This window comes from Natronosalvus amylolyticus (genome assembly GCF_024298845.1).
In the GTDB taxonomy this organism is placed as follows: domain Archaea; phylum Halobacteriota; class Halobacteria; order Halobacteriales; family Natrialbaceae; genus Natronosalvus; species Natronosalvus amylolyticus.
In genome coordinates, this window is record NZ_CP101156.1 from 3,312,017 (window position 1) to 3,336,461 (window position 24,445).

Annotated in this window: 20 protein-coding genes; 9 read left to right on the top strand and 11 right to left on the bottom strand. The window is 60.2% G+C overall.

Annotation, left to right across the window (positions count from 1 at the left end; translation table 11 throughout):
* Positions 1–58 precede the first annotated feature (58 nt).
* Positions 59–526, bottom strand: a complete 468-nt coding sequence (locus NLK60_RS15460; protein WP_254808667.1) for a MaoC family dehydratase — start codon at positions 524–526, stop codon at positions 59–61.
* A gap of 262 nt (positions 527–788) precedes the next feature.
* Between NLK60_RS15460 and gdhB the strand changes: the two genes are divergently transcribed.
* The 4 genes from gdhB to NLK60_RS15480 all read left to right on the top strand — a co-directional run bounded on the left by gdhB (position 789) and on the right by NLK60_RS15480 (position 5,547).
* The gene (gene gdhB, locus NLK60_RS15465) at positions 789–2,069 is read left to right on the top strand and encodes a glutamate dehydrogenase GdhB (RefSeq protein WP_254808668.1); all 1,281 of its coding nucleotides are present in this window, start codon (positions 789–791) and stop codon (positions 2,067–2,069) included.
* A gap of 84 nt (positions 2,070–2,153) precedes the next feature.
* Positions 2,154–3,035 (top strand): HpcH/HpaI aldolase/citrate lyase family protein, encoded by an 882-nt coding sequence (locus NLK60_RS15470; RefSeq protein WP_254808669.1) that lies wholly within the window; start codon positions 2,154–2,156, stop codon positions 3,033–3,035.
* Positions 3,036–3,150: 115 nt separating this feature from the next.
* Positions 3,151–4,407: a Glu/Leu/Phe/Val family dehydrogenase gene (locus NLK60_RS15475; RefSeq protein WP_254808670.1), complete on the top strand. Its 1,257-nt coding sequence runs from the start codon at positions 3,151–3,153 to the stop codon at positions 4,405–4,407.
* A 633-nt stretch (positions 4,408–5,040) separates the two neighbouring features.
* On the top strand, positions 5,041–5,547 hold the full coding sequence (locus tag NLK60_RS15480; RefSeq protein ID WP_254808671.1) for a DUF2062 domain-containing protein: 507 nt from the start codon (positions 5,041–5,043) through the stop codon (positions 5,545–5,547).
* 4 nt (positions 5,548–5,551) lie between these two features.
* On the opposite strand, the gene NLK60_RS15485 is transcribed toward NLK60_RS15480, so the two are convergent.
* Complete coding sequence (locus NLK60_RS15485; RefSeq protein WP_254808672.1) at positions 5,552–5,767, bottom strand: hypothetical protein; 216 nt, start codon at positions 5,765–5,767, stop codon at positions 5,552–5,554.
* 202 nt (positions 5,768–5,969) lie between these two features.
* On the opposite strand from NLK60_RS15485, the gene NLK60_RS15490 reads away from it, so the two are divergent.
* Positions 5,970–7,394, top strand: a complete 1,425-nt coding sequence (locus NLK60_RS15490) for a heme o synthase (protein WP_254808673.1) — start codon at positions 5,970–5,972, stop codon at positions 7,392–7,394.
* A gap of 137 nt (positions 7,395–7,531) precedes the next feature.
* On the opposite strand, the gene NLK60_RS15495 is transcribed toward NLK60_RS15490, so the two are convergent.
* The 4 genes from NLK60_RS15495 to NLK60_RS15510 form a co-directional block, all read right to left on the bottom strand.
* The gene (locus tag NLK60_RS15495) at positions 7,532–9,298 is read right to left on the bottom strand and encodes a glycoside hydrolase family 13 protein (RefSeq protein ID WP_254808674.1); all 1,767 of its coding nucleotides are present in this window, start codon (positions 9,296–9,298) and stop codon (positions 7,532–7,534) included.
* Between the two features lie 116 nt (positions 9,299–9,414).
* Entirely contained in the window at positions 9,415–10,488 is a 1,074-nt protein-coding gene (locus NLK60_RS15500) for a sugar ABC transporter permease (RefSeq protein ID WP_254808675.1), read from the bottom strand.
* Entirely contained in the window at positions 10,488–11,411 is a 924-nt protein-coding gene (locus tag NLK60_RS15505; RefSeq protein WP_425499081.1) for a carbohydrate ABC transporter permease, read from the bottom strand. The genes NLK60_RS15500 and NLK60_RS15505 overlap by 1 nt, the downstream gene beginning before the upstream one ends.
* Positions 11,412–11,490: 79 nt before the next feature.
* The gene (locus NLK60_RS15510) at positions 11,491–12,801 is read right to left on the bottom strand and encodes an extracellular solute-binding protein (RefSeq protein ID WP_254808677.1); all 1,311 of its coding nucleotides are present in this window, start codon (positions 12,799–12,801) and stop codon (positions 11,491–11,493) included.
* 481 nt (positions 12,802–13,282) lie between these two features.
* On the opposite strand from NLK60_RS15510, the gene NLK60_RS15515 reads away from it, so the two are divergent.
* Positions 13,283–14,413, top strand: a complete 1,131-nt coding sequence (locus NLK60_RS15515) for an ABC transporter ATP-binding protein (protein ID WP_254808678.1) — start codon at positions 13,283–13,285, stop codon at positions 14,411–14,413.
* 209 nt (positions 14,414–14,622) lie between these two features.
* On the opposite strand, the gene NLK60_RS15520 is transcribed toward NLK60_RS15515, so the two are convergent.
* On the bottom strand, positions 14,623–16,623 hold the full coding sequence (locus tag NLK60_RS15520) for a DUF7997 domain-containing protein (RefSeq protein ID WP_254808679.1): 2,001 nt from the start codon (positions 16,621–16,623) through the stop codon (positions 14,623–14,625).
* Between the two features lie 195 nt (positions 16,624–16,818).
* Here NLK60_RS15520 and NLK60_RS15525 point away from each other — a divergent pair, with 195 nt between their 5' ends.
* The 3 genes from NLK60_RS15525 (at position 16,819) to fen (ending at position 19,756) form a co-directional block, all read left to right on the top strand.
* Positions 16,819–17,880: a TrmB family transcriptional regulator gene (locus tag NLK60_RS15525; protein ID WP_254808680.1), complete on the top strand. Its 1,062-nt coding sequence runs from the start codon at positions 16,819–16,821 to the stop codon at positions 17,878–17,880.
* Positions 17,881–18,049: 169 nt separating this feature from the next.
* Complete coding sequence (locus tag NLK60_RS15530) at positions 18,050–18,700, top strand: GNAT family N-acetyltransferase (protein ID WP_254808681.1); 651 nt, start codon at positions 18,050–18,052, stop codon at positions 18,698–18,700.
* Between the two features lie 78 nt (positions 18,701–18,778).
* Positions 18,779–19,756: a flap endonuclease-1 gene (fen, locus tag NLK60_RS15535; protein WP_254808682.1), complete on the top strand. Its 978-nt coding sequence runs from the start codon at positions 18,779–18,781 to the stop codon at positions 19,754–19,756.
* A gap of 12 nt (positions 19,757–19,768) precedes the next feature.
* Here fen and NLK60_RS15540 read toward each other — a convergent pair whose 3' ends face one another.
* The 4 genes from NLK60_RS15540 to NLK60_RS15555 all read right to left on the bottom strand — a co-directional run bounded on the left by NLK60_RS15540 (position 19,769) and on the right by NLK60_RS15555 (position 24,436).
* Entirely contained in the window at positions 19,769–20,614 is an 846-nt protein-coding gene (locus tag NLK60_RS15540) for a DUF5518 domain-containing protein (RefSeq protein WP_254808683.1), read from the bottom strand.
* 70 nt (positions 20,615–20,684) lie between these two features.
* The gene (locus NLK60_RS15545; RefSeq protein ID WP_254808684.1) at positions 20,685–21,896 is read right to left on the bottom strand and encodes an NAD(P)/FAD-dependent oxidoreductase; all 1,212 of its coding nucleotides are present in this window, start codon (positions 21,894–21,896) and stop codon (positions 20,685–20,687) included.
* Positions 21,897–22,033: 137 nt separating this feature from the next.
* Positions 22,034–23,020 carry a phosphomevalonate decarboxylase MvaD gene (gene mvaD / locus NLK60_RS15550; protein WP_254808685.1) on the bottom strand — a complete coding sequence of 329 codons (987 nt, stop codon included), beginning with the start codon at positions 23,018–23,020 and terminating at the stop codon, positions 22,034–22,036.
* Between the two features lie 192 nt (positions 23,021–23,212).
* On the bottom strand, positions 23,213–24,436 hold the full coding sequence (locus NLK60_RS15555; RefSeq protein WP_254808686.1) for a coiled-coil domain-containing protein: 1,224 nt from the start codon (positions 24,434–24,436) through the stop codon (positions 23,213–23,215).
* Positions 24,437–24,445 lie beyond the last annotated feature (9 nt).

Genomic DNA, 24,445 nt, shown 5'->3' on the forward strand with positions numbered 1-24,445 from the left:
TCGAGTGACCGTGCTCCGCCGTTTGTCTCTCTGTCGAATCTCGTTAGCCACCGTCCCGTCAGCTGTCGTCGGTTTCGGTGAACTCCCGTTTGAGCGAGAGAACGGTTCGGGTGAACGAACAGACAAGGTCGTCGTCCTGATTGAACACCTCGACGTCCATGGTGACGATGCCGCGTTCCCCGTCGCTGGTTTCGCGCTTGTCGGTGACCGTCGAGCGGACGCGAATCGTATCGCCGTGGAACACCGGCTGTGGGTGTTCGACGTCGTCGTAACTCAGATTGGCGACGATCGTTCCGTCGGTCGTCTCGGGAATCGAGATGCCGACGGCGAGTGCCATCGTGTAGATGCCGTTGACCAGCCGCTCGCCGAACTGGGTGTCCGCGGCGAAGGTCTCGTCGAGGTGCAACGGCTGCTGGTTCATCGTCATATCGCAAAACCGCTGGTTGTCGCTTTCGGATATCGTGCGTCTCCGTTCGTGTTCGATCGGTTCGCCGATCTCGAACTCCTCGTAGTACAGTCCGGACATTGGGTGGTTGGTGCGCAAGCCGGGCGTATAACGACGGTGATTTATGATGGAAAATCCAACGGCACACGAATATCTTCCGCGGTTGCTGCGTGGCCTGTAAGAATTGCCCTATTCAATAGGTAATAGTAAGGGTTAAGAATTCGCCCGAAAAATCATCATTGACTGCTCCGACGTTCCCCCCGAGAATCGAGGGCCGTGCTGTCGGACAGATTTTCCCGAATCGTGCCCACGCGTGACGCGATTTCGGGAGTGACCTACCACTATGGCAACCGCAGAATCTACCACTGAACCGGAGTCAGAAGCAGAGTCAGCCGTCGAAACCGCCCGGAGGCAACTCGAGCGTGCCGCTGCCCACCTCGACGTCGACGAGGGCACAATCGAGCGTCTGCGACATCCGGATTCCGTCTACGAGGTTTCGATTCCGCTCAAACGAGACGATGGAACGGTCGAAATCCTCACTGGGTACCGCGCGCACCACGACGACGTTCGCGGTCCCTACAAGGGTGGGCTTCGATACCACCCTGCAGTCACCAGAGAGGAGTGTGTCGCGCTCTCAATGTGGATGACCTGGAAGTGTGCCGTGATGGACATCCCCTTCGGTGGCGCAAAGGGTGGTGTCGTCATCAACCCGAAAGAGCTCAGCCGAGACGAAGAGGAACGACTTACGCGACGGCTCGCACAGGAGCTGCGACCGGTTATCGGGCCGATGAAAGACATCCCGGCCCCCGACATGGGAACGAATCCAGCGATGATGGCGTGGTTTATGGACGCCTATTCGATGCAAGAAGGCGAAACCCAACCGGGCATCGTGACGGGGAAACCGCCTGCCGTTGGCGGGAGTTACGGGCGCGAGGAAGCGCCCGGTCGCAGCGTCGGCATTATTGCCGAGAAGGCGATCGACTACTACGGCTGGGACATCGAGGAAACAACCGTCGCCGTACAGGGATTCGGAAGTGTTGGTGCCAACGCCGCACGCTATCTGGATAAACACGGTGCCAGCGTTGTCGCCGTCAGCGACGTCGACGGCGCAATCTACGATGCTGACGGTCTCGACACGAACGACGTACAGGACCACGACGACGTTCCGGGGATGGTTTCGGGGTACGACGCACCCGAGCACTTCTCGAACGCCGAACTCCTCGAACTCGACGTCGACGTGTTGATCCCGAGTGCGATCGGGAACGTGTTGACTGGCGAAAATGCCGGGAACGTCCAGGCTGACATGATCGTGGAAGGGGCAAACGGCCCAACGACTTCACAGGCCGACACAATCTTCGAGCGCCGCGAGATACCGGTCATCCCCGACTTCCTCGCCAACGCCGGCGGTGTCACCGTCTCGTACTTCGAGTGGCTTCAGAACACCAACCGTCGCGCCTGGTCGCTCGAGCGCGTCCACGAAGAACTCGAACACGAGATGTTGCAGGCCTGGGAGGGAGTCCGAAAAGAATACGAAGCGCGCGACGTCACCTGGCGAGATGCGGCGTACATCGTTGCCTTACAGCGGATTGCCGAGTCACACGACGCTCGCGGGCTCTGGCCTTAATAATCGGGTTCTCGTTTTTTTGTACCCCGCGCCCGTGACCATGGATACCGACATTTCTTATTGACTCCACTCGAGCGAGTAGCCATGGCACGTCGTTCCGTCCTGTTTACGCCCGGTGACCGTCCGGAGATGCTCCGAAAGGCCCCTACTGCGGGCGCTGACGTAATCGTGTTCGACCTCGAGGATGCGGTTTCTCCCGGCCAAAAGGAGACGGCTCGACAATCCGTCCGCGACGTCCTCACCGATCCCGAGTTCGATCCCGACTGCACGGTCTGTGTACGAGTGAACGCACCGTCGACGATCGCGTCTGCTGATCTCGAAGCACTTTTCGAGGTGGATGACTCGAACGATGATGTGGCCACCGGCCTCCGTCTCGACGCCGTGATGGTTCCAAAAGTCGAGGCCGGGAGTGAGGTGGCCGAGGTGGTTGCCGACCTCACACCGAAAGTCCCACAGGTGCCGATTTTTGCGCTGATAGAAACGGCCGCTGGCGTCCTCGCTGCACCCGAGATTGCCGCTCACTCGGCCGTCGAGGCGCTGGTGTTCGGTGCCGAGGACCTATCCGCGGATATCGGGGCGACACGGACCGATGACGGCCTCGAGGTGCTGTACGCTCGCGAACGGGTCGTCATCGCGGCCGCGGCTGCCGGGTGTGACGCCATCGACACGGTCTACACTGACTTCGGTGACGAGGCAGGCCTCATCGAAGCGACCGAATTTGCGATACAGTTGGGTTACGACGGCAAGATGGCGATACACCCCGCACAGGTCGAGCCGATAAACGAGGCGTTCACGCCCAACGAGAGCGAACGCGAGTGGGCGAAAAATGTGATGGCGGCGAAGGAGGCCGCCGACGCGGAGGGACGAGGGGTCTTCGAAGTTGACGGCCAGATGATCGATGCCCCACTGATCGCCCAGGCCGAACGCATTCTCGAGCGAGCGGCGGCTGCCAACGACGGTTCGTGATTTCCATCAGCAGGGGGTTGTCAGTGCTAACCGATGACTTTGCTAAACGAGTCAGATTCGTACAGTATTTCGGGTATCCGACGCCCTTTTAGTACACTCAAGAGAATAGCGCACTATGTCCGGGAAGGCGAATCCGTTCGAGAGTCTCCAGTCACAAATCGACAGCGCTGCTTTCCATCTCGATATCGAACCGGACGTGCTCGACCGTCTCAAACACCCCGAGCGCGTCCTCGAAACCAACTTATCAGTCGAACTTGACGATGGGACACTCGAGCGATTCAAAGCGTTTCGCTCCCAGTTCAACGGTGACCGAGGCCCGTACAAGGGGGGAATTCGATACCATCCGGGGGTCACCCGCGACGAAGTGAAGGCGCTCTCGGGGTGGATGGTCTACAAATGTGCGGTCGTAAACATCCCCTACGGGGGCGGAAAAGGCGGCATCGTTATCGATCCTGCGGCGTACTCTGAAAGCGAAATCGAGCGACTCACACGAGCGTTTGCAACGGAGTTACGGCCGTTTATCGGCGAAGACCGAGACATCCCCGCCCCGGACGTCAACACCGGCCAGCGCGAGATGAACTGGATCAAAGACACGTACGAACTGCTCGAAAACACGACCGAACCGGGGGTTATCACGGGGAAAGCCATCGAGTCCGGCGGAAGTGAAGGGCGCGTCGAGGCGACCGGCCGGTCGACGATGCTCGCCGCACGGGAAGCGTTCAAATACCTGGATAAACCGATCGAGAGTGCGACGGTGGCCGTGCAAGGGTACGGTAACGCTGGCTGGATCGCTGCCAACCTGCTCGAAGATATCGGGGCGACGGTCGTCGCCGTCTCGGACTCGAGTGGAGCCATCTACGCCGAGGACGGCTTCGACACGGCGGCCGTCAAGACCTTCAAAAACGAAACCGGCACTGTCTCTGATTACGAGGATGCCGACGAAGCGTTCACAAACGAGGAGCTGCTGACTCTCGATGTCGACTTGCTCGTTCCCGCTGCGCTCGAGAACGCCATCGACGGGGCTCTGGCTGAGGATGTCCAGGCCGATGTTATCGCAGAGGCTGCAAACGGTCCGTTGACTCCGGAGGCTGACGATGTGCTGACCGAACGCGGCGTTCACGTCATCCCGGACATTCTGGCCAACGCTGGCGGCGTCACCGTCTCGTACTTCGAATGGGTGCAGAACCGTCAGCGCTTCTACTGGAGCGAAGAACGCGTCAACGAGGAACTCGAGACGATCATCTGTAACGCCTTCGACGACCTTACAAGCACGTACGAAGCCCACGACATCGACAACTTCCGGACGGCAGCCTACGTCGTGGCGATCCAGCGGGTCGTCAATGCCTTCGAAGAGGGTGGTACGTTCCCCTGATCGGCAGTAGTTATAAAGGTCAAGGAGAATACCTGCGGCTTCAGCCGCAGGATGAATCCGACAACTCGGAGTCAATCTACGCTGCAATAGCCACGCTGAGATTGACTATCCGTAAGTTAAAGTGACAGGCAATCCTACCTATAGGTAGGAATCAGGCTGGGAACGGAGCGATTCCCACTAGTCCTACGATGGCGGCCTGTCCGCCCCAAGCAATGAGACAGTAATCGGAACCAGTTGGGTGAACGGTCGGTTCCTATAATGAACCGATACAGTGCCTGACTGCTCGAAAGCACCACAGAAAGTAACTCCAAGTCTGTCGAAGTCTGATGGACTCCCCAAGGCAAAAACAACTTCGGGAGTCCGTACACGATGGAGGATAGGAGTACCGGGGGCTTGGCACTCCCAGCAGTCCCACCCGCCACAGTCCGTGAACCCCACACGGATTCTCACCGTACTGGGGTTCGGCGGAACTGCAAACCTGAAATCTCCAACGCTGAGCAAACCGGAGGTTTGCGACGTACGCGAATCTTCGATTCGCTTGACTCAGGATTCCTCCGCGTTCACGCGAGGAGGATGTCAACATGTGTCGACACCCTTTTGCTGTCTCGAGGCACAGATTCGGTCGACACTTAGATGATCCGCGACCGTCTCGCTCTCTACCGTGATCGCGTTCGACGGGCATTACTCGCGGCATTTCGAGAAGAACATACTCCACACGAGATTGCGCTGAGTTTTGCGATTGGCATTTTCATTACGGCGATGCCCAGCGGTGGGCTCGGAATCGGATTGTTTTTCGTGTTTATTTACTGGTGGTCCTGGGTTAGCAAACCAGCAATCTTCGCGTCCGTCGTCGTGTTGAACCCGATTATCAAACCGGTGGTGTATATAGCGAGCTATCAGGTTGGCGCGTTTCTCTTTGGGACGGAACCGAGAGTTCCCTCGACACACAGCTCACTCGAGACGATCATCACTATCGTCCAACTCGTGCTCATCGGCAACGTCATCATCGCACTGGTGCTTTCTGTCCTCAGTTACGTTACCGTCTTGCACCTGACTCGCGCGCATCGTCAACAGGTTCGCACGGATTCCGCAACGTCCGGTTGGAGCAGTGTTTTGCTTTTCTTTCGACGACGAAAGTAAGTCGCTACAGGATAGCAAACAGGATCAGTCCGAAGCCGATGAGGGTAATCAGGACACTTGACCCACGCATCACTCGCTCACGATCGGCGTCAGTTACCGCGTCGTTCTCGAGTGGCATCTTCCCTCGCTCTTTTTGTGCTTCGACCATCTTTGGGGCCATTCGAACGCCGATGACACCACTTGCGACCAACAGGGCGCCGATGATAACGAGCCAACTCATGGGCCTGTCCCCCATCGGTCGGATCCTTTCGTTCGATACCAGTTTTCAGGCAACATACGCGAACTGTTCTCCGGAGCGGTGAAAGACCTGGCGCCATCGATCCCTCGTGGCCCCTGGGCCCGAGGCGTCTGGTGAATTCTCTGGGGCGTAGTGGCGGCCGAAAGCGGGAGCCCTAAGTACACGCAGCCGAACCCCTATCTAGATGTCGCAGTCGCCGTTTTTGCCCCCCGTCCGGACACGCCCACGGTTCGCAGCCACGTTGACGGCGACCGCACTCGGCGTGTATTTGCTGATTATCATCGGCGCGACGACCTCGATTACGGACGCCGCCGGGGCCTGTGGTACCTGGCCGGGCTGTGCAGCCCCGACTGCGCTGAGTCAGACCGAACTGGCCATCGCCTGGGGACACCGCCTCGCTGCCGTCCTCGTCGGACTGCTTCTCGTTGGGATCACGGTAATGGCTATCTTCGGTGACGTTACGCGTCGCGTGACACTGGCTCTTGTCGCCTCGGTTGCCCTGTACGCGGTGCAAGTTGGCGTCGGTGCCATGACCGCACTCGGCGGCCCACAGGCTATCGTCCCCGGTCTCCACCTCGCACTCGGCGTCAGTATCTTTACGCTCGTCATTCTCGCGCTGGCGTGGGACCTCGAGATCGCTACCGGGAGCGATGACGACGCTATCGATAGTTCGCCCGAACCGATCGACCCGACCGCGTCAGGAACCCCGCGAGTCGTTCCGGAGGGTGGCCTCGAACGCGTGAAACTCACCGCGTTCGCCTATTTCAAGATGATGAAGCCACGACTGATGTGGTTGTTGTGCCTGGTCGCTGCTGCGGGTATGGCGCTGGCTGCGGGGCCGGATCTGAGCCAATCGACTATCCTCGCGACACTCGGTGGCGGGGTACTCGCAATCGGTGCTTCGGGCACGTTCAATCACGTTCTCGAACGGGACGTCGACCAGCAGATGTCACGAACGGCCGATAGACCGCTGGCGACCGACCTGATTCCTGTCCGAAACGCGTTGCTGTTCGGCCTGTTCCTGACGGCTGCCTCGATGTCGGTGTTTCTGACGATCAACCTGCTCGCGGCCGCCCTCGGGTTCGTCGCCATCGTTTTTTACAGCGTTATCTACACGCTCGTCCTCAAACCCAACACGGTACAGAACACGGTACTCGGCGGCGCTGCTGGAGCGCTGCCGGCGCTCATCGGCTGGGCGGCCGTGACCAACGAGATCGGACTGCCCGGACTGGCTCTCGCCGCCTTGATCTTCCTCTGGACACCTGCGCATTTTTACAACCTGGCGCTTGCCTACCAGGACGACTACGCTCGAGGTGGCTTCCCCATGTTACCCGTCGTTCGCGGCGAAACCGTCACGCGAAAGCACATCCTGTACTACATCGCGGCGACGCTCGTGGGGGCGACCGGGCTGGTCTGGCTCACCGACCTCGGCGCGCTGTACGCTGCCACGGTCGTCCTGTTTGGCGGCATCTTCCTCTGGTTCGCCGTCGACTTGCACTTCGAACAAACTGAACGGGCCGCGTTCCGTGCGTTCCACGCGTCGAACGCGTTCCTCGGGGCGGTACTGATCGCGATTCTGGTCGACGCACTCGTGCTCGCTGGCGTCTAACCATCACTCGAGTCGCTTATCCTGGGTAACCATCACTCGAGTCGCTTGCCCCGGTTTCTCTTTTCCGTAGATATGGGCAAAAATCGTCTTCTAGAGGTCGAAATCTCAGCAAAACGCCTCCGCGTGTTGCTGCCTGCTCAACCGCCGTGTCGCCACACCGCAGCGCTGGTGGCCGGTACGGTCCACTCGCCTTCTTCGAACTCGCTCTCAGTTCCTGCGGCACACAGCAGTTCTGCACCCTCCTCGAGCACCGACAGGTGGACGGGGTCGCTTCCCCTGTTGAGCGCGACGGTGTAGGTATCAGCGTCATCGTCGAGGAAGCGCTGGTAGACGAGCAAGGCTTCAGTACACGCCTCCTGGACGAACCGAACCCGGCCACGTCTGAGCGCACGGTGGTCGTGGCGCAACTGAACGAGTTGCGAGACGAACGCTCGGAGGTCACGGTTTTGTTTCGTCTCGTCCCAGATCATCGTGCGTCGGCAGTCGGGGTCCTGGCCACCAGTCATGCCGATTTCGTCGCCGTAGTAGATACAGGGCGTCCCTGGCGAGGTGAGCTGCAAGAAAAACGCCAGCCGAAGCCGTTGTTCGTCGCCGTCACAGCGATGGAGCATTCGCGGAGTATCGTGGCTGCTCAACAGGTTGAACAGCACTTCGTTGACCTGTTCGGGATACCGAACCTGGAATCGGGTGTTCTTTTCGGCAAAGGTACTGGCGTCGATCTCGTCGGTTGCGAGGAAGTCGTAGGCGGTGTAACTGAACGGATAGTTCATCACCGAATCGAACTGGTCGCCCCGGAGCCAGGCACTCGAGTCGTGCCAGATCTCACCGAGGATGTACGCCTCCGGCTTGATCGCCGTGACCGCCTGGCGCATCTCTCGCCAGAACTGGTGGTCGACCTCGTTTGCCACGTCGAGTCGCCAGCCGTCGATGTCTGCGACCTCGATCCAGTGGGTGGCGACCTCGAGCAGATAGGATTTGACCTCCGGATTTTCGGTATTGAGCTTCGGCATGTACGGTTCGAACGCGAACGCGTCGTAGCTGGGTTTCGGCTCGAATTCGATGGGAAACTCCCGGATATGGAACCAGTCAGCGTACTCGGAGTCTTCGCCGTGTTCGAGCACGTCCTGAAACGGCTCGAACTGCCTGCCACAGTGGTTGAAAACGGCATCGAGCATCACACGGATGTCACGCTCGTGGGCTGCATCGACTAGCGTTTTGAGGGTTTCTTGGTCACCGAAGTGCGGGTCGATGGTGCGATAATCCGTCGTATTGTACTTGTGATTCGACGTCGACTCGAAGACGGGCGTGAGATACAGCGCCGTCACACCGAGGTCGTCGATGTACTCGAGATTGTCGATGATCCCCTGGAGGTCGCCGCCGAAGAAGTTGTCTCGTTTTGGCTGCTCGCCCCACTCTTCGACGCCTTCGGGGTCGAGGTCGGGATTGCCGTTGGCGAACCGCTCGGGAAAAATCTGATAGAAGACGGCGTCGTTCGCCCATTCGGGTGGGTCGTTGATATCGGCTGAATTGAGAAACGGATACTCGAAAAAGTGTAACGTGCCGTTTTCTTCCCGTTCGGGCACTGAACCCGTCACCGGTTCGAACCCCCACTCGGTGAACCACAGCGATTCGTCCGGCGCCTCGAGTTCGAACGCATAACACAGCCGTCGGTAGGGAGGGGTGGCCGTTGCCTGCCAGTAATCGAACGTCTCGTCGTGACCCAGGCGCTCCATCGAAACGCGTTTGGCGCTGTCTGGCCAGTCGTACTTGTCGCCGTAGAGTAACGTCACGTCCTCGAGGTCGCCGCGTTCGGTGCGGAGTCTGATGTGGACGGTCGACTCGTCGTACGCGTAGGCGTAGTTACTCTTCGGGCGGTGGTGGACGGCTGCTCGAGAGATGGCCATACCTACATTGCACACTACAGACGGTGTTATATCTGTTGGCTGCAGAAGGTCAGAAATTGCGGGACGGCAGGCTCAACGGGAGCGTTTCGAAAGAAGAACACTGGCTATCGAGGGGGTTACCCTTCGACGCCGCCGAAGGAGAGACCGGCCTCGATGTAGCGCTGGGCAAACAGATAGACGAAGACAATGGGTGAGGCGTACACCAGTGCGAACGCCGAGAACTGCCCCCACGGCACCGAGTAGGTGTCGACCAGCATGAACAGGCCAACCGGGAGCGTGTAATTCTCGGGGCGCAACACCAGCTGTGCCACGATGAACTCCATCCAGCCGGTGAGGAAGATGAAGATCAGGATGGTCGCCAGACCGGGCTTTGCGAGTGGCAAGACGACTTCCCAGGCGACACGGAAGGGGGATGCACCGTCCATAATCGCGGCCTCCTCGTAGGAGACCGGTATCGAGTCCATATACGTCTTCAACAGCCAGGTGTTAAACGGCACGGCCAGCGCTGCGTAGTAGACGGCAAGCACCAGCCGATTGTTCGCGACACCGAAGCTCACGAAGATCGTGTACAGAGCGATCAAGCCAGCGATGCCAAGCCCGCCGCCAACCTGCGTAAACAGGATGTAGCCGTACAGCAGCTTCATGCGGCCGGCGAACTGCCGTCGCGAGAGCGCATAGGACGCCGGAATCACGACCGACAGGGCGATCACGACGGTGAAGAAGCCGACAACCATGCTGTTGACGAAGTATCGTGGGAAGTTCGACGTCGAATCCACGTACGGACTCGAGTCGAAGAACACGATCCGCGGCCAGGAGAGGAAGAACTCGCCCAGGAACGGGATACTGATTCCGACGACCTTCGCGGGAATAGCGATATCGCCGATTACCCAGATGAAGGCCTCGAGGTTGAACTCCGTCGGGACCAGACCGGCGCTGTCCGTCGAGTACAGGGTCGCTCCTTCGCCCTGCAGGGCGATCATGAGGATCCAGTAGACGGGTAACAACAGTACGAAGACGAACGCGAAGACGGCGAGCGTCGAGAGCACCGTCTTGGCGACGTCTTTGGGATCGATAATTCCACGCTGTATCCCTTCGATGGTGTACTCGAGTTCCGCACGCCACTCTCGAGGCTTGTTGACTGCCGTCGAGAGGTCCTTTTTGAGTTTCTTTCCGACAATATCTCCCAACATCAGTTGCTCACCCCTTCTGCGAGGTCTCCCTTCCAGACGGCGACCAGCATGAACATCGCGATAAAGAGGACTGCCGTCAGCATAATTGCGGCCCCGGCCCCGTACTGGTTGAAGTTGAACGCTTCACGGTAGCCGTACAGGATGATGAGTTCGTTATCACGTCCTGGGCCCCCGCGGTTGAACACGTAGGGGATCAGGAACTGCTGGAACGACGCGGCAGCGGTCAGAATACCGGCGAACATCACCGGTCGTTTGATCGCCGGTGCGGTTACTGCACGGAACCGACTGAAGTAGCCGGCACCATCGACTTTCGCGGCGTCGATGAGTTCCTCGGGAACGGCCTGGAGTGCGCTCACGGTAATGATGACCATGAACGGGTACGCGAGCCACATCTCCGTGATGAGATAGGTGGTGAACGCGAGCCATCGGTCGGTAAAGAACGCCTGCGGGGCGAAGCCGAGCCAGATGAGGAACTGATTCGCCAGGCCGAATCGTGCAGAGCTGAAGACACCGCTCCAGATTGTGATGGTGAAAATCGGCGGGAGTGCCCACGGAATTATCACGATGGACCGGAGGTAACGCTTCCCTCGGATCCGATCGCTCGTCAGTACCATCGCAAGCGCGATGCCGAACGCGACTTTTAGCCCGACGCTCGCGACGACGAATAGCCAGGTGACGCCGATCGAGTTCCAGAAGGCCGGGTCCGAAAGGACGTCGACGTAGTTGGCAATCGGCAACTGGAGTCCGAGCACTTCGGTGAAGACGAACTCTTCGTCGCCACGAAGGCCGTCACCAGCGAACACGTTCGTTGGCTCTGCGTTGGTCAGTGACAGGTAGAACGTGTATGCCAGCGGGAAGAACATGAAAATGGAGAACAAAAGCAGACCCGGCAATACGAGCAAGCCGGCCCCGTTTCGTTCCATCCACTCGTTAACGCGCCCTGGCAGTAGCTCCTCGTAGCGCTTGCGCGATTCGGCTGAAGAAAGACTCATTGGTTCGGTGTTAGTCCCAGGCGTCTCGGATGCGTGCTTCGGCGTCTTCCATCGCGTCTTCGATCGACTTGCTGTCGGTGAGGTACGCGATGAATTCGTCTTCGGTTGGTTCCCAGACCTGGTTCATCTCCGGGCTGGCCGGCATCGGGATACCCTGCTCGACGGCGCCGGCGAATCCTTGCACTGCATCCGGCAGTTCGTCGGCTTCGTCGTCGTCCTCGACGAACGCATTGTGGACCGGAATGAAACCGTGCTGGTCGGCCATCTGGGAAACGATTGCCGTGTTCGAGGTGTACCACTCGGCGAATGCGACTGCGGCGTCGGCGCGCTCTTCGTCTTCGTCCATTTCGGACGTGAAGTACATGAGCTGGAACCCGGAGTAGGGGCTCGGCGTGTGGCCATTGACTTCCGGCCACGGTGCCGTGCCGACTTCGAAGTCGGTCACGTCCCCGACGAACCACGGGCCGTTGAACGCGAACGGGGCGTTCCCTTCGAGGAACACGGATGCCTGTGCGTCGTACTCGTAGTCGGCGGCCATGTACGGCTCGAACAGTTCCTCTTTGATGAACTCGAAGCCGCGAATACTCTCTTCGTTCGTCAGGCCCAGTTCGCCACTGTCGTCGTCGTAGTAATAACCACCGAAGCCGTGCACCCACGCACTGTAGAAGTACGGGTCGAGCGGGTAGGAGAGCCCGTACGTTCCCTCTGCAGGGTCGTGGTGCTCGTCCATGATTTCTTGCATCTCCTCGAATGTTTCCGGTGGCTCGTCGACGTAGTCTTTGTTGTAGATCAGGCCGACGGTCTCGGCTGCGTGTGGGAGACCGATGGTCGCACCGTCGTACTGTGCGGCGTCGACCGCACCGGGGACGAAGTACTCCTCGAGGTCTATGCGGAGACGGTCGCTCTGGTCGCTGAGGAAGCCGGCCTCGTAGTCGCGGCCGGCCCAGTCGTGAGCCCACATGTGCATCTCGGGGCCTTCACCTGCTGGAATCGAGGCAGTGATCTGTTCTTCGAGTTCGGCGATTTCGTCAGCCGAGACGGTGACGTCGTAGTCGCCGTTGAACTGGTCGATGTTGCCTTCGAAGTCGGCCTGCTCGCCTTCCGACAGCGAGTGCCAGATTTCGGCGTTTCCGGAGACGCCTTCGGGCTCAACGGTTGGCCAGTCTTCGTCCTCTTCGTATTCCTGGGAGTCGTCGTCACCACCGTTCCCACCATTGCCCCCGTTACCGTCGTCGTCGGGGTCTTCGGTACTAATACATCCTGCAAGGGCACCGGCTGCTGATGCACCTGCGAGGTACTTCACCAACGTTCTTCTATCCATTGCCATGGTGAATACGTGATGAATTATAACTTCACCTATTTAGTCCTTTGGATGTGGGTGGGAACCATTGACATATGTGGGCCGCTGTCGCCCTTCAACCGAGTATCGTCGTCGTCCGAAGGGTTCAGTGTCCACGCCCGACTCGAGCGGGATGATTCGAAGCCGACCCTCCCTTCCAGTACTTCGAGGCGTAACTGTCCGTTCTCGTTGACCCCAGTCTCGAGTCACACTTCGCTCGAGCCGGTCCGGATGGGGACGTACTCGTCGTCGGTTCGATCCTCGGGGACGCCGTTATCGAGCGGGAGCCTTGGAGGATTTGTGCCGGCATCGTATCCCGAACGCGTAGCGGTTCGGTGTCAGGTCGGCGGTGAGTGGAGTATCCAGTGTGGATCCCCTCTGCATAAAAGTACTACGAAATAGTGCATCACACGTTCGAAAATGAGGAAAAGAATTATATGTGCGATTGACCCACACCTAGTAAATGGCGAGTCTGCAAGTTGAAAATCTCCGAAAGGAGTTCGACCGAGGAACCATCGTCGCCGTCGACGACGTCAACCTCGACGTGAAAGACGGTGAGTTCGTCACTGTCGTCGGCCCCTCCGGCTGTGGGAAGACGACGACGCTTCGAATGATCGCTGGTCTCGAGAAACCGACCTCCGGTTCGATCTACCTCGACGGGGAGGACGTGACGAAAAAGAGTGCGCGCCAGCGAGACATCGCGATGGTGTTCCAGAACTACGCGCTATACCCACACAAAACCGTGTTCCAGAACATGGAATTCGGCCTCCGGATGAGCACGGATCTCACGAAAGAAGAGCGCAAGGAGAAAGTTCAGTGGGCAGCCGAGATGATGGGCATCGGGGAACTGCTCGACCAGAAACCAGACGAGCTGTCTGGCGGCCAGAAACAACGCGTTGCGCTCGGTCGAGCGATCGTCCGAGAACCCAAACTCTTTCTGTTCGACGAACCGCTTTCGAACCTCGACGCCAAGTTGCGAACGACGATGCGCGCCGAGATTCAGCGCCTTCAGGACGAACTCGGTATCACCGCCGTCTACGTCACCCACGACCAGGAGGAGGCGATGACGATGGGGGACAAAATCGTCATCCTCGAGGACGGCGAACTCCAGCAGATCGGCGCGCCAACCCACGTCTACGAGAACCCGTCGAACGAGTTCGTCGGAGGCTTCGTGGGCTCGCCGTCGATGAACTTCATGGACGTCGTCGCCCGTGCCTCGGGTAACTCGCTCGTCTTGACCGACGGTGAAGCCTTCCGATACTCGCTCTCTCGAGAATACGCCGACAACATCGTGGTCGAAGACGGCCAGGAAGTCACACTCGGGATTCGCCCGGAGGACATCTATCCGGCTGAGCCGTCCGAAGACGGTATCCAGACGCGCGTCGACGTCCTCGAGCCGGTCGGCAGCGATAACTACCTCTATCTCGAGATTCAGGAAGGATTTATCGCTCGCGTGAACGCGGACGTGAAGCCGGGTATCGGTGACCCAATCGAGATCACGTTCGACGAATCGAAGATTCGACTGTTCGATGCGGACACGGGCGTTTCGTTGCTCGAGGCCGACGAGGCAGAAGCGCCAGCACCCGAGCCCTAAGGGGATTCGTTTTCGTCTCTTCTCGCTCAGTAATTCTTCACATATCGACAGACGTGAGGCGAGCCGTGGCCACTCGAGTCTCCGTCCTCCGTCAAGCGTTGACTAACTGCTCAGTAGCTTCCCAACCCGTGGGGTAACGCAGGCGTTGCCGCTCGAAATCACCTACGAGTCGACGGTTGGGAGCGGACTCAGGAATCCCGGAATCGCTGTTACTCGAGCAGAACCTCGGCGTCGTCTGCAGAAATCGATGTTTGCAACTCACCGACGGACTCGAGATGCGCAACCGTCGCGAGCCGCAACGCGTGGGGCCACCCGAGTGGGGTTGCGCTGTCGGGCGTCCCATCGTCGAATACCTGTTCGGGCAGGTAGCCGTTCTCGAGACAGAGGCTCCCGTCGGGGAGCAACTCGCCGAGCAACTCCCGCGAGCGCTCGTAGTAGCTCTCGTCCTCGAGGAAGGTTGCGAAGGCGGCCGTCGCGTTCGCTCCCCAGGCCGTCGACACGGTCCATATCTTCTCGTCGACCTGCGTTCGGGTTCGCCAGTCGTCGCCTTCGAAGCGAATGAGGCCGGCAACTGCGTCAGTTTCCCGGTAAAGCCCCTCGAGCGTTGTATCGACGTGCTGTCGGAGCCGTTCTCGCCGCTCGTCTTCGATGGGTCCGATTTCGGCGTAGGCGACGTGGGCGTCCACCAGCGCGAACGAACTCGAGTCCAGGCGCGTGTCGAGGTTCCCATCGTGTTCGCGCAGCGCGTAGATACCGCGGTCGGTATCCCAGAGCGTGTCCAATCCCTCGTAGACGCGACGGGCCTGTTCGGCACTGTGCTCGCGCAGGTCGGTGTCGAACGGGGCACGCGCAACCGAGGCGTAGGCGTGTAAGAAGGTTGCGGCGGTGTGAACGAATCGACCGGCCATGTTCTCCCAGGCGTTCTGGCAGGCGATGGGCAACCCATCGTCGGCCAGCGTCTCGTCGAGCCCTTCGATTGCGCGTTCGACGACGGGTTCGACTTCGTGGCGGCGCTTTTCGCTCGTTTCCGCGTAGGCGGCCAGATACGAGAGGACGCTCGCGGACTGGTCTGCCTGATAGTCGATGCCCTCACCGCCCAGCCGGTCGTTCGCCCAGCCGGGGGCGAGGGTGCCGTCGTCCGGCCAGACCCGATGTGGCCAGGTGCCGTCCTCGAGCTGGACGTCGGCGTAGAACGCGGCGCTGTGTTCGTGCTGGGGCTCGAGGCCGAGGTCGAACTCGGCGTCCGTCTCGAGCAGGAAGCGGGCGATTTCGGCGTCGTCGCGGAACCAGGTGTAGCCATAGCCACCGGAGTACTCGAAGTGCGGGTCGAAGTCGGGACCGGCCATGCGACTGCCGCGGGCGCTCGAGAGCACCGAGAGGACGCGCAGGTCGTCGACGACCGTCTGGCAGTCGATGCCCGTCTCGATGCGGGGTGCGATTTCCCGAAGCGTCGCCTCGTTGTCGAGTCGAGCGGCCTGATCGGACAGTTCGGCGACAACTTTCGCCGACTCGGGTCGCTCGGTCACCTGTGAAACGACGGTCGCGCTGCCGTCATCGAACGGGACGAACCCGAGCACGTAGCCGCCGAGGCGTCCGTCTTCGTACTGGCCGGTTTCGCCGCCGTTCGGATACGTCGCTGGTGCCCCGTCGAGGACGTCGGCCAGCCGTTCTGGCAACTGCCCGGCGACCGATTCGAACGTCGGCGCACTCGCCAGGAAGTCGTGTTCGTCACGGTGGTAGACCTCGACGACACCCGGTTCGTCGTAGACGAGTTGGCCGATTCGCTCGTCGCGCCCGCCCGGAGCGAAGGAGACGAAGGCGGCGAGTGCATCCGGCTCGCCTTCGGTCACCGTGACGTGGGTGACGTGGGTGTCTTCGAGGGTCACGTCCAGTCGCTCGAGTGTGAACGCCTCGGTTTCGAAGGTCGTCTCGACGAGTGCGGTTGCACCCACGTAGCGCTGTGTGCTGGCCGTGACGGTATCGAGCCAGGTGACCTCGCCGTCGATGCGAACCCCAAATCGGGAGCGATCGATACCGTACCGTCCAGTGAGTGGATACGAGAAATCACGAAGCGAACCGTCACGGCCGACGTGAAGCGTACGGCCAGCGAGTCCTGAAAACCGGCCCGTCGTCGTCCGACGCTCACCGGGAAAGAGCGTCTCCGAACCCCGGTGTTGTTTGTAGTCGTCCAGCGCAGCGCGGAGTGTCATTGTCTCTCACCAGGAACGGTGGGTACAAAAATTTGTTGTAAAATTAGTTCACGGTTTGGCATGGTGTAGACTCGAGTGAGCTGTCTGTGTCCACTCGAGTACCAATCCGTGAGCGCGACGATTACCAGGGTGGTCTGCACGAATTGTCGGCAGCTGGTCCGAACACTCATTGCATCTGAATCATGTACTCATTGTATGGATGATTCGACGCTCTCGGACCGCCTTCGGCAACTCGGGCTGTCCGAAAAAGAGGTGGATACCTATCTCACGATTCTCGAACACGGTGAGGCGAAAGCGAGCACGGTTGCGGATGACGCCGGTGTCTCCAAACGGTACGTCTACAGCGTGAGCGAAAAACTCGACGAACGCGGCTTCGTCGACGTCATCGATCACGCCGTTCCGACCACGATCCGGGCCAACCCGCCCGATGAAGTTATCGCGGCACTGACGACGGATCTCGAGTCGCTCGAGCCAGAACTCAAGAACCGCTACGGCAACGTCTCCGAACAGGAGCGCGAGTTCGAGGTGATCAAGACACGGACGACGATCATGAAGCGGATCACCCAACTGCTCGAGCGGGCCGAGGAGGAGGTAACGCTCTCGGTACCAGCCGCCTTACTCGAGGAAATCGAAGACGCACTCGAGGCGACGGTCGATCGCGGCGTCATGGTCATTTTACTGGTGACGGGTGACGACTCCCTTCCGGAATCACGTTTTTCGGGACTTGCGAGTATCGCCCGTAGCTGGGGCGAAAACGCTCCGCTGATAGTGACCGCTGACCAGCACCTCGGACTCTTCGCGCCGAATGAGATGCTGGTTCGGTCGAACTCCGGCAAACAGGGAATCGCCATCTCGCAGGCCCAGCTGGTCCCCATCATCGTCGGTTCGTTCTTCGGGAACTACTGGCCGATGGCCGAACAGGTGTACGTCACCGAACCGGACGTCCTCCCGCGGACCTACACCGATTTCCGTCACGGCGTGCTCCAGTCGACGCTTCACCTCGAGGCGGGCCACGACATCCTCGTTCGGGCCGAAGCACGCCCGGTTCGAACGGACGAATACGCTACCATCGAAGGGCAACTCGTCGGCGTTCGACAGAGCCTACTCGAGCCAACGCGTGACACCTTCGCCGTCGAAAACGCGCTCATCCTCGAACTCGAGAGCGAAGACGACGAGGACACAATCGTCACGGTCGGTGGGAAAGGCGCGTTCGTCGAGGATTACGAGGCGAATTCGGTGACGCTCGAGCGAGTGTAATGGTGATTCGTGGACCTATCGGGACACTCGGGCGGCCCCGTCTCCACTCGAGTGTCTGGAGTGCTCCGTCACACGTTCAGGCTTGACGAACCACTCAGGTCTTCCACAAATCGATACAATCGCGTTCGTCGTCCACCACACTTAGGCTCACGGCCGCTATAATCCACTCGTGGTTCCGACACCCGCCGTCGAGTTCGAACTGCTTGGCTGGCCAGCCGATGGGCCGACGCTCCGACTCGATTATCGACGCTTCAGCTACGCTGGAAAGTTCGTCATGTCGAACACGGGCAAGGCCGTGCTCAAACGGGAGGGGAAGTCGGTTCCCTCGAGTAACACCGGTTCGACGCCAGTTCGGGAGCTTCCGTACGCGACGGCCGTACTGGCCGCGGTGGCGTTCAACGAAGACCGAACCGACGCGTCGACGCTGTGGCTCCGTTACGTCACCGTCGACAGCGAGTTTCGAGGCCAAGGGCTCGGACCAGAACTCATCTCTCGCGTGCGCGACCTGGCACTCGAGCGTGGCTACGGCAGCTTACAAATCGCCGTCAACAACCCCTTTGCGTACGACGCTCTCTGGAAAGCCGGGTTTACGTTCACCGGTGAGACCACAGGGCTGGCCGAACTGATTCTGGTCCATCCCGTCTCGCCTCCTGCGACGGGCACGGAGCTGTCTCCCTCAGCCGGGGTCGACGACCGCCTTCTCGCCCACTATCGCGACGGTCTCGAGCAGTTTCGATCACAGGACCGCGATCGGTCTCCGGACGAACGTCGCTTCCTCGAGCGTCGCCTCGAGAACGGCCCGCCGTCACGTTCGACGTAATCGGGGTGGACAGAAACGGCCCCACCACGCCAACGGCGAACACAACCTTTCAAACCCTCTCGCCCCAAGGAACTTCCAATGGGAAACGCAGCACTTCGTGATATCGCCGTCATCCAGGACGTGCCGTTCGAAGATATCGAGGGTGTCGTCGCCGTCGACGCACACAACTGGCTCTATCGCTATCTGACGACGACGGTCAAGTGGACCTCGAGCGAGAAGTACACGACCGACGATGGCACTGAAGTCGCGAACCTGATCGGAATCATCCAGGGATTGCCGAAGTTCTTCGAACACGATATCGTCCCGGTGATGGTGTTCGACGGCGGCCCCTCGGAACTGAAAGCCGACGAAATCGCAGATCGGCGCGAACAACGCGAGGTGTACGAGGAACAACTCGAACGGGCCCGAAAGGAGGGTGACACCGTCGCTATCGCCCAACTCGAATCTCGAACCCAGCGGCTGACGCCAACGATTCAGGAGACCAGCCGCGAACTGCTCGAACTGCTCGACGTGCCGGTGGTCGAAGCGCCCGCAGAGGGTGAAGCTCAGGCGGCACACATGGTCAAACGCGGCGACGCCGACTACGTCGGGTCAGAAGATTACGACGCACTCCTCTTTGGCGCCCCGTACACGCTCAGGCAACTGACCAGTAAGGGCGACCCCGAACTGATGGACCTCGAGGCGACGCTCACGGCTCACGACCTCACGCTCGAGCAACTGATCGACGCGGCCATCCTGATCGGGACGGACTTCAACGAGGGAATTCGCGGAATCGGACCCAAGACGGCACTCTCTGAAATTGGCGAACACGGTGACCTCTGGAGCGTACTCGAGGCTCGCGGTGACCACATCGAACACGGCGACCGGGTCCGACAGCTGTTTCGCGACCCGAACGTGACCGACGAGTACGAGTTCGAGACGAGCCTCGAACCGGACCTCGAGTCGGCCAGACAGTACGTCGTCGACGAGTGGGGCGTCGATGCCGGGGAAGTCGAGCGCGGTTTCGAGCGGATCGAGGCGAGCGTCGTGCAGACGGGGCTCGATTCCTGGACGTGAGTGCGGTCTCGTTCACGCCGTGATCGGTGTCCGGTCGCTGCTCGCGAGATACAGAGCCGTCGTCAGCCAGAGTGCGATCATGAATCCGATGAGCCCTATCGGGCCCGGATCTTCGAATCCTCGAAAGCCGGTTACAATGTAGAGCAGTGCGCACACTCCGATCGGTACGCCGACGTACACCGACACGGTGGCCAGTGTATTCGGTCCCTTTGGTGGTGTCGTTATCTGGATAAACAGTCCCGCGAGCGTAACGATGGACAGCGGGACTAACACGAACATGCTCACTATCGAGAACCCGAATGAAATACCGTGTTGTGGAGCGATTAACAACGCATAGATCAACGTTACGGGGGCGATGACCGCATAGATGAAGAGGACGTATCGCCATCTCTGTGCGGTCTCCGGCTTCCGTTCACCACTCTCTCGAAGAAGACGCGTCGTTATCCACTGGCCGAACAGTGCGCTGATAGACGTAATCACGACGGTGAAGCCAACACCGATTGCGACGACGATCGGTGTCGCAATCACCCCGGCGAGGCCGATTCTCGAGGAGGCCGAAGGAAGACTGGTGAGTGTGTTGGCCAGAAAGACGATCATCGTCCCGATCGAACCGGCCATCCCGGCCCAGATCCCCGCCCGACGCGTTTCTGTCGGCCGGTCGGTATAGAGGTAGCCAACGAGTAACCCTGCCAGCAGAACCGGCGCTCCCGACAGAGAGCCACCGATGACCACGACGTCGTCGGCTACCGGTTCCCAGGAGAGGGCGACGGTAAACGGGACGGACGTGAGTCCGACCAAGATCGCTAGCCGTAACGAGGAATCGGTGAGGCCAGCACGAAGCGCGTGCAGTGAGGACATCGGTCGTCCGATGCATACTGCACCGATTCGTATTACTATTCCGAATTCTATCTCCTGGATAAAAAGTGGGTTACTGGGATTGCCTCGAGTGAGAGGACGCGCACAGTTCGTTCTGCACGAGGTCGACCGCCTCACGGACGGAGCCGATCGATGAGAGATAGCCGACGCCGACGGTGGTTTTCAGCGCCTTCGCTGGCGCCCCGGTGAACACCGAAGGACCAACCTGGGCCACGGCGTCGTCACCGACGCTGACCAGCCAGCCGGGCGATTCGAACGTAAAGCTCTCGAGTCGCGGCTCGAACACGCCACCCTGGTGTTCGTACTCGATCAGCCGACGAATGCTCTCGGCAACGACGATCGCTTCGCGAACCGCAGATTGGGCACTCGCCGGGACGGCTTCCCCCTCGGCGTCGATAACCCGCGCCGCGTCACCGACGACGAACGTTCGATCATCGAGGCGCAGGGTGCGATTGACCTGTGGTCGCTCGCCCTCGAGTGCGTCCTGCCCGGAGATGCCGCCGGTCCAGACGAAGACGTCCGCCCGGAGCGTGCGCGGGCTGTTTTCGTCCGCAGACCGGACCGTAACTGTCGATTCACCAGCGTCGGTGACGGTGCTCTCGGTCCGAACGTCGACGCCGACTCGCTCGAGGACATCGCGTGTCGCCTCCTGAAACGATCGGTCGAATTCCGGTGCGACAGTGGCTGCTTGCTCGAGGAGGGTGACACTCGCCGTCCCATCGTCAACGCGCTCTGGGGCCGATTCTTCGAGGAGTGCTGCCAATTCGCCAGCAACCTGGATGCCAGAGAGGCCCGCTCCGCCGACCACGATGTCGGTCGTTTCGGATTCGCTTTCCAGCGCGCGCTGTACGCCCGAGCGAATCGCGGTTGCATCACCGACACGCTTCAACGGGAGTGCGTGTTCACGCACGGATTCGAGCCCGTAGAACGCGGTTTCGGCTCCGAGACAGACTGCACAGAAGTCGTAGGTGAGCGTTCCATCCTCGAGGTGCGTTTCATCTTCGAGGTGAACGGTTCGCCTCTCGGTATCGATCGATTCGACCACGCCGACGTGGACCGTCGCTCGCTCGAGCAAGTCGGTGAGGGGAATCGAGATCTCGGCCGCAACTGATGGTCGACGAATCACGCGGTGGAGTTCGTGCTGGACGAGGTGCGTTGGTGAGTCGTTAACCAGCGTCAACTCGACGTCGACGGGCAGGTCGCGCTCGAGCGCTCGCATCAGTGTCACTCCGGCGTAGCCACCGCCGAGGACGACGACGTGCATACCCTCATTTGGGGCTCGAGCAGTATAGGTCTGCTCGAGAACGGGACGGTTGCTGGTTCCTCGGGTGACGTCAGTGCGTGGAAGCAATGCTTCCCCTCTGTACACAACAGGTGACGCAAAATCTGGCCTGGGAGGCGTTAGAACAGGTGTTCGTCGTCGCCCTCGAGCAGGCGTGCGGGGCCACCGACGCCCCAGGTAGTCGTCGAGACGCCGGTTTCGGCGATGGCTTCCTCGACCTGTTCGGCGTGTTCGGCTGTCGTGTTGACGTAGACGCTTGCACCAGTGTCCGTCGAGAAGTACGCCGGAACGTCCTCTTCCTCGCGGAGTTCGCGGACTTTGTTGAAGATAGCCAGGGTGGCCGGCTGCCAGTAGACCCAGCCCTCGGGACCGGTCATCGTCGTCGCCGCGAGGCTCAGCGAATCGTGTTCGGCCAGTTCGAACGCGTCATCGAACTCGTCGTTTCGCAGCGCGTCGCGCATCTTCGCAATCTGACCGTGGATGTGGGCGTTTCGGGCCTGGAACATGTGACTGTCTGCGGCCTCGTCGTGGGCGTCTTCGGTTTCCTTGTGGTAGGGAACCAGCCCGACCACGATCTTGAGCTCCTCGTGTAGGTTACTCGGGACGCGACGGGAGACGCAATCGTCGTCGTTCATCCCCGTATACAACTGCGAAAACGCACCGGTCACCGATCGGGCGGCCGAGGCCGACCCGACACGGGCGATGGTCGAAATCTCTTGCATCGAGGCGTCGAGTTCGGCTGCTTCGGCGAGCGCTCGAGCGGCCGCGGCGAATCCCGAGGACGAGGAGCCGAGTCCGACGTTCGAGGGGAAGCTGTTCTCGCTTTCGATGCGGACCGGGTAGACGGTGTGGGCCGCGTCGGACATACCACGGGCCTTCTCGACGACTGCCTCGAGACGGTCGAATCCTCGCCCCTCGAGTTCCTCGCCGTCGACGACGTAGGTGTCCTCGTCGTAGTCCATCGAGAACTCGACGGTGGTGCGGGTGTGACTCGGTGCCGTACAGACGCTGATACTGTCGTGGTAGGGCAGTCGTTCGATGTCGTCTCGCATGCCGTGGTATTTGATAAGCCCCTGAATCGGGTGGGCCATCGCCGTCGCTTTCATACACTCACGAGTGAGTGTTGGCCGCTTAAAGGTCACGGCATACCTGGCACTCGAGTCGGCGAACCGATGGTTTCCCTTCCCAAACCGATTCGGGATCGCCCGAAAATGGGTGTCAGTACTTCGTTACGCGTCGACGTGTGAGCCGAACCGAACGGTTCGGCGCACCTGTGCAGCCGTGACCAACCACTCGGGCTACCCAAGTGCCGCCTGTAACTCCTCGCGCCACTCGGCTGCCTCGTCGGTCACCTGCTCGAGCGTCTCGATTCGCGCTTCGATATCGTCGACCTCGTCCTCGAACTCGGCCCACAACTCGGCTTCGAGGTCGTCGATGGCCGCCCTGATTTCGTCGGCTGTCTCTCCTAGACGGTCGCCGACTCGTTCTTCTGTTGCCTCGAGTTCGGCCTCGAGCGCTTCGAGTTCGTCGGTCGCTTCCTCGAGTTGCTCGTCCGTCCTCGCAAGGTCGGCCTCGAGGGTTTCGGCAGTCTCCTCGAGCGTTCCGATATCGTCGTCGTGGGCTTCGAGCCTCATCGTGTGCGCTTCGATATCGCCGTCGTGGCCTTCGATACGCTCGGCCTGCCACTCGAGGTCGGCTTCGACATCGCCGATTTCTCCCTCGAGCCCGGCGATTTCGTCCATCAGACCGTTTTCGACGGTTTCGACACGGTCGAGAAGGCCCGTTTCGAGCGCCTCGATTCGGTCATCGACTCTCTCCTCGACATCGTCGATTTCGGCTTCTAGCGCCGCCGTCCGATCGTCGATTCGCTCTTCGAGCGTTTCGAGGCGTTCCTCGAACGCATCGCGATCTCGTGCTCGTTGTTCCTCGAGATCGTCCAGTCGGGCGGTAACCGTTTCGTGGTTGATTTCGGCCGTTTCGACGTGCGCTTCGAAATCGTCGCGAACCGTATCGACGGTGGCCCCGATTTCGGCCAGCGAATCCTCGAGTGAGTCGCGTGCGGCGTCGAAATCGGTTCGAAGCTCGTCGGTTTCGGCTTCGACCGTCGAGAGTGATGACTCGAGTGCGTCGAGCCGCTCGTCGACACTGTCGAGTCGTTCCGCGAGCCGCTCGTCGGTCGCATCGAGATCGTCGACGCTATTCTCGAGCGAACGGATGTCTGCTGTCGCGGCTTCCAGTCCGTCCTGTACGTCGGCCAGTACGGTCTCTGCCGTGCCGTTCTCGTCCAGAAACTCGCCGAGTGAATCGGTGTAGGCCTCGAGCTGTGATACCGTCGATTCGACGTGCTCGAGTCGAACCTCGTTGCTGGTCGTCGTGTCGATGTTCAGTGCGCGACGGAGTGCCTCCCGTTTGGCTCCCCCTTCGTCCGACTTCAGTTCGATGAGTAACGCATCGAGCAACGCTTCGTCGAACCGGTCGTGCGGTTCGTCAGGTAGTGTGAGTGGTTCGTTCTGTGCGTTCATAGCTGTCGT